General features: G+C 70.6%; 6 protein-coding genes. 4 read left to right on the top strand and 2 right to left on the bottom strand.

Annotation, left to right across the window (positions count from 1 at the left end):
• Positions 1-541: 541 nt before the first annotated feature.
• The 4 genes from DBV35_RS05690 to DBV35_RS05675 all read left to right on the top strand — a co-directional run bounded on the left by DBV35_RS05690 (position 542) and on the right by DBV35_RS05675 (position 11,410).
• A complete protein-coding gene (locus DBV35_RS05690; protein ID WP_157961590.1) occupies positions 542-2,872 on the top strand; it encodes a FecR domain-containing protein in 2,331 nt (776 codons plus the stop codon).
• 94 nt (positions 2,873-2,966) lie between these two features.
• On the top strand, positions 2,967-7,814 hold the full coding sequence (locus DBV35_RS05685; protein ID WP_157961589.1) for a PKD domain-containing protein: 4,848 nt from the start codon (positions 2,967-2,969) through the stop codon (positions 7,812-7,814).
• 17 nt (positions 7,815-7,831) lie between these two features.
• Complete coding sequence (locus tag DBV35_RS05680) at positions 7,832-9,622, top strand: adenylate/guanylate cyclase domain-containing protein (RefSeq protein ID WP_170134878.1); 1,791 nt, start codon at positions 7,832-7,834, stop codon at positions 9,620-9,622.
• Between the two features lie 192 nt (positions 9,623-9,814).
• Positions 9,815-11,410: a class I adenylate-forming enzyme family protein gene (locus tag DBV35_RS05675; RefSeq protein ID WP_108659233.1), complete on the top strand. Its 1,596-nt coding sequence runs from the start codon at positions 9,815-9,817 to the stop codon at positions 11,408-11,410.
• Here DBV35_RS05675 and DBV35_RS05670 read toward each other — a convergent pair.
• Both DBV35_RS05670 and DBV35_RS05665 read right to left on the bottom strand, forming a co-directional pair.
• On the bottom strand, positions 11,354-12,715 hold the full coding sequence (locus DBV35_RS05670; protein ID WP_108659232.1) for an MFS transporter: 1,362 nt from the start codon (positions 12,713-12,715) through the stop codon (positions 11,354-11,356). The genes DBV35_RS05675 and DBV35_RS05670 overlap by 57 nt on opposite strands.
• A 127-nt stretch (positions 12,716-12,842) precedes the next feature.
• A complete protein-coding gene (locus DBV35_RS05665) occupies positions 12,843-13,499 on the bottom strand; it encodes an N-carbamoylsarcosine amidohydrolase (RefSeq protein WP_108659231.1) in 657 nt (218 codons plus the stop codon).
• Between the last annotated feature and the right edge of the window lie 47 nt (positions 13,500-13,546).

Raw genomic sequence — 13,546 nt, 5'->3', positions numbered from 1 at the left:
GAAGGGTGTAGAGGATCCGAGCGCACTGCGCACCGCGCTCTGTCTGCAGCACCTTTGCTAGGGAGGACGGGGAAACGGTCGTGAAGCGGCCCGTTGGGTTTGCTTCCGGCGTGGGTCGGGTCGATGGCGGCGTCCTCGGCGTCTGACGTTTCCGTCTCCAAGAACACCGGTGCCGGGGAAGGCGAGAGGCACGACGTTCAGGATGACGCCGCCACTCAAGTTCGGCGTCAGCGCACGTCTAGTCCCACCAGCCCCATTTATTCATCCAAATGTTTATCATCCGGAAATTCAGACGAAACACTGAATTCGACCCTGCGCTCCAAGCGCTCCTCTCGACGCCTCTGAGCAACCGCCCCCTTCATCGGCCGATTTCCACACGCCCCTCACCAGTAACCCCACCGTGTTTGGCCCCCCGCCGCGGTTGTGATACTTATGTAACGCGACATTAAAGTCGTATCGAGCTTCCAAGCGTTTGCGGCCGGGGCCTGTCCTGATGCGCGCCTGCGATCCTCGTCCATCCTTTCATCCAATCGTGTCGGCGGTGACGTCGGTCGCGGTGGTGCTCGTCGGCCTCCTCGGACCCACCGTCCCAGCGGCCGCGCAGGGTGCGCAGGGTGCGCAGGAGCGCTACCTCACCGTCAGCTACGACGCCGCACGTCCCATCCGCGACGTCGCCGCCGAATATCTCGACGACCCCAATCTGTGGCCGGACATCCTCGCCACCACCGGCGTCTCGGCCGTGTCCGATCTGAGGCCCGGCGACGCGCTGCGCATCCCCGCTAACGCCATCTCGCTCGCCAACTACGCGCTCAACGAGGCGCTCACCACCACCCAGGCCGCGAACAAGGCCGGCGCGCAGATCTTCGCCCCCGCCGAGATCGGCGCCGCGCTCGAGGCCTATGCCGACGCGCTGCGCCACCGCACCGCCAAGAATTGGGCGATCACCAAAACGCGCGCCGACGTCTCCACCACCCACGCGCTGAAAGCCTACGAGGCCGCGATCCACGCGCGCGACCAGGCCGGGGAAGCCGTCCTCAGCGACCGGCAGGGCGGCGTCGAGGGGCGCAAGAACGACGATTATGGCTGGCAGAACCGCGCCCTGGGCGACCTCCTGGAACAGCAGGAGCGCGTGCGCACGCTGTCGGCCTCCACCGCGCAGATCACCTTCCGCGACGCGAGCCGCCTGCGCCTCCAGCCCAACTCCTACGCCGTGATCGAGCACATGCGCGTCGACCCGCTGACGCGGCGCGAGCAGTCGAAGGTCAGCCTCGTGGAGGGGAATTTCTACGCCCTCCTCGCCGCCGAGAGCGAGCGGCGCGAGTTCGAGGTAGACCTTCCGAATGTCGGGACCACCATCGATTCGGGAAGCTTCTGGGTCAGCAACGAGGCCGAGGAGGCGAAGTTCGCCAACTATGATGCAGGCGAGCTGACCCTCACCACCGAGGGCGAGATCGTCACGCTCGGCCGCAACGAGGGTGCGGTCGTGCGCCAGCACCAGGAGGTCGGCACGCTGACGGTGCTGGGGCCGCCCGCCCTCCACGCCCCCGCCGACGAGGCGCGGCTGACGACGAGTCCCGTCGACTTCACCTGGACCCCGCCCGAGGGCGCCGGCGGATCGTGGATCGAGATCGCGTCCGACCCCGCCTTCCAGCGCATGGTGGAGAGCCATTTCGGCCTGCAGGACCCCGCCTTCCAGGCGACGAGCCTGACGCCGGGCGTCTATTATTGGCGCGCGGCTGTGCTCGATGCGTTCGGCATCCCCGGCGAGCGCAGCCCCACCTGGCGCTTCGAGCTCGCGGGCGACACCGCCCCGCCCTTCCTGCGGATCGACCGGCCGGAGGAGGAGGCGATCGTGCGCGAGGCGAGCGTCGAGGTCGCGGGCGAGGTGGAGCCCGGCGCGATCCTCACCGTCGGCGCGGCGAGTGTCTTGCCGCAAGGCAATCGTTTCATCACGCGCGTTCCGCTCGCCGACGGGCCGAACGCGATCGAGGTTGCGGCGACGGATGCGGCCGGCAACGTCACCGAGCGGGTGCGGCGCGTGACCTATCAGCCCGACACCCGCGCCCGCGTCGCCTTCGGGGACTGGATCCCCCGGATGCGCGACGGGACGCTCCTCACCGCGACGAGCACGCTTGCGCTCGGCGGCCGCACCGTGCCGGGCACGCGACTCGAGGTGCGCGACAGGCTGGGCGCCGTCCGCGCCGCGACACGCTCGGAGGCGGACGGGAGCTTCACCGTCTCGGTGCCCCTGAAGGGGCCGGCCGAGGTGCTCGTCTGCGTGGTGATCGCGGCCTCCGGCTTCGAGACCGGCACCACCTTCCGCGCCGCGACCGACCGCGCGGCCCCGGCGCTCGCCCTCGGCAGCCCGCTGCCGAAGCTGACCTCCCGCTCCCTACTCGAGATCTACGGCACCACCGATGCCGACGCCACGGTCGCGCTGAACGGCGAGGCGCTGCGGCTCGATCCGGGCGCAGGCTTCTCGCGCGTCGTCAGCCTCTCACCCGGCCCCAACCATTTCGAGCTGACCGCGACGGACGCGGTCGGCAACGTGACGGTGCTGAACGCAACCGTCACGCACGACCGGACCCCGCCGAAGGTGGCGGACTACAGCCTCAGCGTGGTCGGCGACGGTCACGCCCGGCGCCTCGTCGTGGAGGTGATGGTGGATGACGAAAGCGGCGTCGCAGCGGCGGCCCGCGCCCGCGTCTCGGTCGGCGCGGAAGAGTTCGAGGCGTTCGTCCGATACAACGAGGCATCGAAGCGATACCAGGGGGTTGTCGCTTTGATGAACGCGCCTCACGGAAAACCTGCCCTCATCGAGGTAAACATTGAAGACAATGCAGGAAATCTTATCGTCTTCAAGCCGAGCTGACTTCGGCCGGCGCGCCACTCCTCGTTGCCTTCACAGCACGTGGCGGCCCGAACACACGCGCTCCCGCAAATTTGTGCTTGCCGGCCTCGCCGCGTTGCTGACAATCACCGGATGGAGCGTCGGCGCGGCGGCGCAGGACACGCCCCTCCTCGTCACCTACGGTGCCGGCGCCCCTACCCGCGAGGGCGACCCCGACTTTCACCAGTCCGTCTATTTCAGCCTCCCGGCCGACTTTCAGGACCGCCTCTATCTCCGCCTCTTCGACGCCGATTCCGGCGGCGCGCACGACCTCGAAGGCCGCGGCCCGTCCCGCTTCCGCTACGCACTCTATGGCGGCGAGGCGGCCGCAGCCGCGCTCACCGCCCCCGTCGGCGAGGACGGCCTGTCCGAGGCGCCGGCAGGGACGGGACGCCTCCTCTACGAGGAGATCGTCGGCGAGGACGCGGCCTCGGACGATCGCTGGCGCACTGTCGCGGTCGTGAACCCCGTCGACGGCGCGCTCGTCGACGGTCGGCGCATCTTCCGCTTCGACGCGGTGGGCCTCGATGGAAACGCCGGCAACGTCTACGACGTGCGGCTCAGCCTGCGCGACCGGCGCAATCTTGCGCCGGAGGGTGTGCGCACCTTCTCGCTGATGCCGACGGTACGCGTCCTCAATTCCGCACGCACCACCGAGCTGCGCTTCCGCGTCCCTGAGGACGCCGCCGCCCTCACCGTCGCGAACTTCGACACGGCCCACGCCCGCCTCGTGATGCGCACCGCCTTCAGCGACGTGCCGCTGACCGCCTCGGGCCAGGACGAGTGGGAGCGCGACATCGTCATGATCGACCGCCCGCTCGCGACCGATCTCGCCGGGATCACCATCACCGGCGGGACGGAGACGCCGAACGACGTCACCCTCCTCATCACCGACCACAATGCCGTCCCCGTCCCGATCGACCTCCCCCCGCGCGACCTCGTCCTCAACCAGCGCCCGACCCCCTCGGTCGACATCGCCTCGCTCGCCAACTGCGTCGCCTTCGTCTTCGACGCGAGCGCCTCCACCGATCAGGACGGCGACCGCCTCTCCTATGCGTGGGAGTTCGACGACGGGACGCGGAAGACCGGCAAGTCCGTCCTCCAGGAGTTCGCGACGAGCGGCCACCACAATGGCCGTCTCCTGCTCACCGACTCCTCGGGCCAGATCGGCGACGGCGCCTCGCTCACCTTCTCCGTCTTCTCCAAGCCGCGCCCGACCGCGGTGATCGCATCCCCCGCGATGGTGGCCGTCGGCGAGGAGGTGACGCTCGACGCGACCGCCTCCGAGGCCGGCGACTGGCGCCTCCAGCGTTTCGAGTGGCTCTTCAATGACGGCGTGGTGATGGAAGGGCCGAAGGTGATGCGCACCTTCCAGCAGCCGGGCAGCTATCTCGTGACGCTGCGGGCGACGGACGATTCCGGCCACGCGTGCGAGACCGGCACGGCGCAGGCGACGCTGCGCGTCAACGCCCCGCCCGTGGCGGTCGCCGGGCGCGACCAGAAGCTCCATCTCGGCGACGAGCTCGTCGTCGACGGCAGTGCGAGCTATGACCGGGACGGGCGGATCGTGTCCCACCGCTGGGCGCTCGGCGACGGGACGCTCAGCGACGGTCCCGTCGCCCGGCACACCTTCAAGGACCCCGGCACCTATGTCGTGACGCTGACCGTCACCGACGATTCCGGTGCCCCCAACGGGGTCGACGAGGACACGATGCGCGTCGTCGTCAATGCCCCGCCGGTCGCAGCCGCCGGGTCCGACCGGAGCGCGGCCGTCGGCGAGGTGATCGCCTTCGACGGCACCGGCTCCCACGACCCGGACGGCATGATCTCGCGCTTCGCCTGGGCCTTCGCCGACGGCAGCGTCGCGGCCGGACCGGTTTCCGACTACGCATTTGCCAAGAGCGGGACCTACGATGTCAGCCTGACGGTGTCGGACGATTCGGGCTTTGCCCAATCCCAGTCCGTCGACACGGTGCGCATCACCGTCAACGATCCGCCGGTCGCCGAGGCCGGGCCGGACCAGTCGCTGACCCGCAGCCTCGTCCAGTTCGACGGCCGCGCCTCCTCCGACGCGGACGGCGCGATCATCCGCTATGACTGGGATTTCGGCGACGGCGAGCGGGGGATCGGCAGCGCCCCCGCCCACGTCTATCGCCGGCCGGGCCGCTATCCCGTCCGCCTCACCGTCACCGACGACAGCGACACGATCCGCAACACTGCGGAGGACACGATGGTCGTCCTCGTCAACGCCGCGCCGATCGCGGACGCGGGGCGGAACCAGATCGCCGCCCCCAACGAGACCGTCACCATCCAGGGCGACCGCTCGATCGACCCGGACGGCGACATCGTCGCGCACGAATGGACGCTCGGCGACGGCGCGACCGCGACCGGACCGATCCTCACCCACACCTATGGCGCGCCCGGCACCTACCTGGTGACGCTCACGGTGCGCGACGATTCCGGCCACCCCGAGGCGTTCGACATCGACGAGGCGGAGATCGTGGTGAACGCCGCGCCGACCGCCGTCGCGGGGCCGGACCTGCGCGTCGCGCCCGGTGACCCCGTGGTGTTCGACGCCGGCGGCTCGTTCGACACGGACGGCGCGATCGCCCTCACGCGATGGGATTTCAGCGACCGCGCCGACCCCGACTATGCCCCGCGCGTGGAGCGGGACTTCGGCGCGCCGGGCACCTACACGGCCCACCTCACCGTCACAGATGACAGCGGCGCGCTGAACGGCCAGGCCGAGGACGACATGACGATCCTCGTCAACGCGCGCCCCGCCGCGAGCGCCGGGGCCGACATCGTCCAGGCGAGCACCACCGTCGCCTTCGACGCGGGCGCGAGCGTCGATCCGGACGGTGACGCCCTCACCTACACATGGTCCTTCGGCGACGGGGCGAGCGGCTCCGGCGCGCGCGCGGTCCACACCTTTGCCGAGGGCGGCACCTACCCGGTCCTCCTCACCGTGGACGACGGGACGGGCCTTTCCAACGCCGCCGACACGGACGAGATGACCGTCACCATCAACCGCGCCCCCATCGCCGTCGCGGGCGAGAACCGGCGCGTGTGCACCGACGACGTGATCGCCTTCGACGGCTCGGCCTCGCTCGACCCGGACGGCGGGGTCCTGAGCCATGCCTGGGATTTCGGCGACGGCACCGCGTCCGACGTCGTCAACCCGACGAAGGCCTATCGCGAGGGCGGCACCTACGCCGTGATCCTCACCGTGCGCGACGAGTCGGGCCTTGCCAACAGCGGCGGCACGAACCGCATCGCGGTGGAGGTGGACCAGGGGCCCATCGCCCGCGCGGGTCCGGACATCAGCGCCTGCGTCAACACCGAGGTCCATTTCGACGGCTCGAACTCGTGGGACATCGACGGCGTCGTCAACTCCTATGGCTGGGATTTCGGCGATGGCGGACAGAGCGGCGGCGAGCGGCCCTTCCACATCTACACGCGGCCCGGCACGTACCGCGCCCAGCTCACCATCGTCGGCGAGGTCGTCGGCCAGTGCGACCGCGTCGCCTCGGACGAGATCCTGGTGACGATCCTCGAAGGCCCGCACCCGGTGATCGACGCGCCCGCGGCCGTGGCGGTCGCCGAGGAGGCCGTCTTCGACGCGCGCGCCTCCACGATGACGGACGGCGCGATCCTCGACTATCGCTGGGATTTCGGCGACGGCAGCACCGCCACCGGAGAGACCGTGCGCCACACGTTCCAGGCGCCCGGCGACCACCGGGTGAGCCTCACCCTCGTCACCAACTCGCCCCACCCGACGTGCCAGAGCGTCTCCGCCACCAAGGTGGTGACGGCGAACGCCGCGCCCGTCGCCGACGCGGGGCCCGACCGCGAGGTCGGCGTCCTCGAAAGCGTCACCTTCGACGGCACCGGCTCGGCCGACGCAGACGGCGGCATCCTCACCTACGCATGGGATTTCGGCGACGGCACCAAGGGCGAGCGCAGCACCGTGCGCCACCGCTACGCCAATCCCGGCACCTACATCGTCCGCCTCGCCATCACCGACAATGCGGGCGTCTCGAACTCGACGGTGGTCGACACGGCGCGCGTGGTGGTCGCACCGGCCCCGGCGGTCGCGATCGCGGCGCCGTCGGCAAGCTGCGTCGGCGAGGCCGTGGAAATGACACTCGACGGCCTCTCCGGCGAGAGCGCCGCCGCGCGCTGGCGCTTCGGCGACGGCACGGAGGCGGAGGGCACGGCCGTCCGCCACCTCTACGAACGGCCGGGGCGTTACGAAGTGGTCGCGATGGTCGACAACGGCCTCGGCCACGACAACAGCGCCCGCCAGACGACCCACGCCCTCCAGATCGACCGACCGCCCCAGGCCTTCGCGGGGCCGGACCGCACCGTCTGCCCCGGCGAGCCGGTGACGTTCGACGCCACGCGCTCGGGCGATATCGACGACCCCGCCATCGCCTTCCGCTGGGAGTTCGGCGACGGGGCGAGCGGCGGCGGCCCCGTCACGCAGCACACCTTCGCGACCCCCGGCCGCTACCGCGTCCGCCTCACCGCCACCGACCCCGCCGGCGCGTCCTGCAGCGCGGCGACCGACGACGCGTTCATCACGGTCAACGCACCGCCCATCGCCGACGCGGGACCCGACCGGGACGGCTTCACCGGCGGCGCGCACGATGGGATCCTCCTCGACGCGAGCGGCTCGCGCGATCCGGACGGCCCGTCCCTGCGCTACACCTGGACGATCCCGTCCGAGGGGGTGACGCTCTCCGGCCAGCGGGTGAGGCACCAGTTCATCCAGCCGGGCGAGGTCGCGGTTGGCCTCACCGTGTCGGACCATACGGGTCTCCAATGCGGCGTCGCGCACGACGAGGTGCTGGTGCGCATCCGCGCCCACGACGCCCCGTCCGCGCCACCTGACGCCCCGGCGACCGTCGCCGCGCGATGAGGTGGCCGCGCCTGCACATGAAGCTGCGCGACAAGCTGCTCGCGTTCGCGATCGTCATCGCGGTCGTGCCGCTGCTGACGGCCGGGCAGTCGCTGATCCGCATCGCGCGGGACGAGCTGAAGAGCTCGGCCAATGCCGAGCTGCTCGCGACGGTGCGGCAGGTGGCGCAGGAGATCGACGGGGTCTACACCCAGGTCTGGCTCGCGCCGCTGCGCGTCATCCGCAACGCGATCGACGACCAAGAGCTCGGCGTGCGCGAGAAGATCGCCCTCCTCCAGGAGGGCATCTCGGAGCTGCCGGACCTCGTCGCGCTCCAGATCACGGTGAAGGAGGCCGCCCTCCCCCTCCTCATCACCCAGAACACCTTCAACGAGCGCCTCGCGCGCGCCTCGCTGGTGCCGAAGGCGGTGCTGACGGCGCCGGGCGACCCGTTCCAGTCCGTCTCGCGCTCCGACATCTGGGGCGCGCCCGCCCGCCTCTCCCGCGTCGACCACATCGCCGAGACCGACGACTGGCTCGCCACCATCGCGCTTCCCCTCCTCAACGGCGTCTCCGGCCAGGAGGCGGTGCTGACGGCGCGCTTCAACCTCACCCGCCTGCGCAAGGCCGTGGAGGGGCATTCGATCAACGCGACGGGCCGCATCTTCATCGTGGATTCGGAGGGCCAGAGCGTACTCACGACCCGGTCACGCGATCTGCGCGAAAACCCTGTCGTCGCTCAGGCGATGGAGCTTCTGCGCAGCCAGACCCGCGTCGCCTCGGTCGGGCCGTTCACGCTGCCCGGCGGCGAGCAGGTCCTCGCCGCCTACGCCTTCCCCCAACCCTTCGGATGGGCGGTCATCGCCGACAAGAGCGAGACGATCGCCTATTTCGCCGTGCGCCAGATGATCCAGAGCCTCGGCTGGTGGCTGGCGCTCGGCCTCCTCGCGGCCGGCGGCGGCGCCTATCTCGTCGCCTCGCGCATGAGCCGACCGGTCGTCGCGATGGCGAAGACGGTGAACGCGGTCGGCGACGGCGACTTCACCGCGCGCGTCGAGGGCACCGGCACCCACTCGCGCGACGAGATCGGCGACCTCGCCCGGCACATCAACGAAATGATCGTGCAGATCAGCGAGCGGTTCCAGCTCGCCAAGTTCGTCTCCGGCGGCACGCTGGAGGCGATCCAGCGCTCCGACCAGGGCGGGGTCCGCCTCGGCGGCGAGCGGCGCCAGGCCGCGATCCTCTTCTCCGACATTCGCGGCTACACCGCCTTCGCCGAGTCGCGCGATCCCTCGGTCGTCGTCGACGTCCTGAACCTCTTCTTCCGCAACCAGACGGACATCGTGCTGCGCCATGGCGGGGACGTCGACAAGTTCGTCGGCGACCAGATCATGGCGGTTTTCCTGCGTGAGGAGATGGCCGCGGACGCGGTCGCCTGCGCGCTGGAGATCCAGGACGACATGCAGCGCGTCATCGACGAGCATCCCGACCTCGACCTCAAGGTCGGAATCGGGGTCGATGTCGGCGACGTCGTGATGGGCGCGATGGGCTCGCGCACGCGCATGGACTTCACCGTGCTCGGCGACCGCGTGAACATCGCGGCGCGCCTCTGCTCGGCCGCCCCGCCCGGCGAGACCTTCGTCAGCACCGACGCCGCGACCGCCGCCGCCCGCCGCCCCGGCTTCCGCTTCACCCCGATGGAGCCGCTGCACCTCAAGGGAAAAGGCCTGCCGGTCGCGGTCTTCAAGGCCGAACTCGATCCCGCGTCGGACCCCGCCCCCGAGATCGGCACGGCCCGTCCAATGATAAGCGATCCGAGCCCCGGTTGATCTGGCGCCCCTAGCATCGATGCAAGACCCGATGGCTATATCCCGCGACGCGACTGATATACCGCGCGCTTTAATTGCCCTTCCACGACAACACTGCACCCGATGCAGCGAAATATCTCCGACATTTGCTCGAACTCTCGAACGCTTTTAGGATCGAGATCTGCGAGAACGAAAAGAACGTCGGGGGAAATCATGGATGGAGAGGACGCGGCCCAGCTCGCCGGCCCTCCGCTGACGACGATCGCGCCCGTGGCGGACCTTCTCGCGGCGGGCCTCGCCACCCGTCCGGAGGCCGACGCCGTCGTCTCCCGCGACATCCGGTGGACGTTCCGCGCGCTCGACACCGCGAGCGACCGCCTCGCCGCCGCCTACGCCGCGCTCGGCCTGCGGCCCGGCGACCGGATCGCCTCGCTGATGCCCAATCGCGGCGCGGTCCTCGTCCACTATCTCGCGTGCCTCAAGGGGCGCTTCGTCGCCGTCCCGCTCAACTATCGCTACACGGCGGCCGAGATCGACCATGCGCTGGAGCGGTGCGGCGCCGCCGCGATCCTCCACCACATCGAGCGTGAGGACGACATGCGCGCCTCTGCGACCGCGATGGCCCTCCCGCTCGGCCACATCCTCTACGGCTACGAGGAGGGCGTCACCGGCCCGCGCTTCGAGGAGATGATCGAGACGGCGCGCGACTGGACCCCGCCGCCACACAGGGAGGACGACCCCGCCTTCATCCTCTTCACCTCCGGCAGCACGGGACCCGCCAAGGGCGTCACCCACACCTACGCCTCCATGAGCGCGATGTGCGCGAGCACAGCGGCGGGGTTCGAGCTCACCGCCGACGACATCATGCTCCCCGCCTCCTCGCTGTCCCATCTCGGCGCGCTGCTCTTCTCGCTGGCGGCGCTCTCAGTGGGTGCGCGCGTCGTCGTCGCCCGCCATTTCGCCGCGCGCGAGATCCTCACCATGCTGCGGCGCGAGCGGCCGACGGTCCTGTGCATCCTGCCGGTCGCCCTCTTCGGCGTCGTGCGCGACCCGGACGTGCGGGCGGACGATTTCACCTCGCTGCGCCTCCTGCGCTCCGGCAGCGACAAGGTGCCCAAAGAGCTCGGCCTCGCGGTCGCGGACCTGGCCGGCCTCGCGATCGACGAGGGGCTCGGGTGCAGCGAGATCGGCAACGTCACCCTCAACCCGCCATCGGGGCGGATCGTGATGGGCTCGATCGGGACGCCGGTTCCAGGCGTGACCGTGCGCGTCGCGGGCGCGGACGGGATCGCGCCCCCACCCGGCGAGGACGGCCAGCTCCTCGTGCGCGCCCCCGGCCTGATGCGCGGCTACTGGGGCGATCCCGCCGCCACCGCGACGGTCGTGCGCGGGGGCTGGTTCGAGACCGGCGACCTCGTGCGCTACGATTCCGACGGCTATCTCTGGTTCCGCGGCCGCAAGAAGCAGATCATCGTCCACGACGGGTCGAACATCTTCCCGCAGGAGGTGGAGGAGGCGCTCCTTGCCCATCCCGCGGTCGAGAGCGCCGGTGTCATCGGCGTCCACGACGTGCTGCACGGGGAGAATGTGCGGGCCTACATCGTCATCCGGCGCGGCGCGAATGCGAGCGCGGACGACCTCATCGCGTTCGCCTATGAGCGGGTCGGCTACAAGGCGCCGGAGGAGATCGCGTTCCTTGAGGCGATGCCCCTCAACCCGACCGGCAAGGTCGACCGCACCGCCCTCAAGGCGCTAGCGGCGGCCCGGCACGTGGCCGAGACCGGCGAGCGCCTGCCGACCGGCCGGTGACAGGTCCGCGTCGGGCCGGTGGAAGAGCGCGATGACGAGGACGGCCGAGAGGCCGAGCCCCGCCATCAGCCAGAACCCCGCCTCGAACGAGCCCGTCAGCGTGCGCAGCCAGCCGACGGCGGACGGGGCGACGAAGCCCGCCCCCGCGAGACAGGCGGTGAAGATCCCGTGCGAGAGCGCGGCGCGGTGGGGCATCAGGTCCACGTTGATCGCGACGAGCGGGGCCGTCGCCGCCATCAGCGTCGCGATCGCGATCGTGAGGCAGGCATAGGCGAGTGCGAGGCTTCCCCCACCCGCGAGCGGAATGACCGCGACGGTGGCGACGAGGATCGCGAGCGCGATCGGCAGGCTGCGCGCGCGCCGCAGCCGCCCCGTCGCCGCGAAGATCCGGTCCGAGAGGCGGCCGACGGCCCACAGGGCGAGCGTCGCGAGGCCCCAGGCGACAAAGGAGAAGCTGCCGACCGCCTTGAGGTCCACCCCGTGTGCGGCCTTCAGGTAGCCGGGGAGCCAGCTCATGAAGAAGAAGAGGTAGAAGGACCACACAAACACGGCCCAATTGTTCGCGAGAATCGTGCGGTTCGTGAGGATTTCGCGGAGGCCGCCAACCCCGTCGCCCGCCCGTTCGCCCTGCCGCAATCTCGGGGTCCGGCCCGCCACGAGCCGCGCCTCGGCCGCGTTGACGAAGCGGGATCGGCCCGGATCGTCGCGGAAGAAGACCCACCAGAGGGCGACCCATGGCAAGGTGCTCGCGGCGAGGATCGCGTAGGTCGCCCGCCAGCCGAACCCGGCGACGAGGGCGGAGAGCAGCGGCCCGCCGATCGCGAGCGAGAGCGGCACCGCGGCAAGCGCCAGCGAGAATGCGCTCCCCCGCCGCTCCGGCGGCAGCCAGCGCGTCACCACGCCCGACATCGCCGGGAAGCTGCCCCCTTCGGCAAGGCCGAGGAGGACGCGCGCCGCCGCGAGGCCGGCCACCGTGTGGGCGAGCGCCGTCGCGCCCATCGAGGCCGCCCAGAGAAGGATCGTGACGGTGAGGATGGCGCGCACGCCGCGACGGTCGATGAGCGCGCCGCAGACCGGGTTCGACAGGAAATAGCCGATCCCGAACGCCCCCATCATCAGGCCGAGCGCGGTGGCGTCGAGCCCCAGCTCCCGCTCGATCTCGGGGGCGGCGAAGCCGATCGCGGCGCGGTCGAGATAGTTGACGAGCGTGATGATGGCGAGGAGGCCGACGACCACCCAGCGAAACCGCGTAGGCGCTTCCTCCCCCGCGAAGGTCCGTGCCGCCGGCTCTCGCGCAGTCGTCACGTCATTCCCGCCCCGAGCGCTCGCGGCGCCGCTCCTCCGGTTCGTGTACCGGGAAGCTTACACAAGGAGAGGGTGCAAGGCGAACTGCCGGGCGGCCCGCCTCACCCGATTTACGGAGCGGTGCGGCTCAGGACACGACTTCGTCGGCGGTCGCCGGCAGCAGGGCCTCGATGACGCTGTCGCGGGAGACGACGTCGCCGTACTTGGCGTTGATGTCGAAGAGGTTCGCCTCGTGCGGGGCCGGGTGGCGATCGCCGACGCATTCGCGCGGCACCACCACCTTGAAGCCGTATTGCACCCCGTCGACCGCCGTCGCCCGCACGCAGCCGCTCGTCGAGCAGCCCGCGATGATGAGCGTGTCGCAGCGCTTCGCCGTCAGCGTCGCGGCGAGCGAGGTGCCGAAGAAGCACGAGGTGTAGTTCTTGATGATGACGAGCTCGCTCGGAAGCGGCGTCAGCTGGTCCACGATCTCGCCGAGCGGCTCGCCTTCCACGAGGGTGCGCAGAACCGGCACCTTTTCCACGAAGCGCCCGCCATCGATGCCGGACGGGTGGTAGAGGACGCGGGTGAAGATCACCGGGATCCCCGCCTTGCGCGCCGCGTCGAGGAGCGGGCCCGTCGCCTTCACCGCCTCCACCACGCCCGGCGCGTAGAGCGGCGCGTCCGGCACGGTGTAGGCGTTGATGAAGTCGATGATGATCAGCGCCGGGGATTCACCGAGGCCGATCGGCGTACCGAAGACGGCGGAATAGTTCGTCGCGAGATCGTCGGATGGGGGGCTCATCGCAGTCCGTGATGTGTGAGGGGCGGGTCGGGGGACGACGGGCGGGG

This window comes from Acuticoccus kandeliae (assembly GCF_003073115.1).
This window is presented reverse-complemented; position numbering and strand designations above follow the sequence as displayed.

Coding starts and splice junctions, on each gene's coding strand:
- DBV35_RS05680 (WP_170134878.1), top strand. CDS start 7,832: ATGAAGCTGCGCGACAAGCTGCTCGCGTTCGCGATCGTCATCGCGGTC.
- DBV35_RS05675 (WP_108659233.1), top strand. CDS start 9,815: ATGGATGGAGAGGACGCGGCCCAGCTCGCCGGCCCTCCGCTGACGACG.
- DBV35_RS05665 (WP_108659231.1), bottom strand. CDS start 13,499: ATGAGCCCCCCATCCGACGATCTCGCGACGAACTATTCCGCCGTCTTC.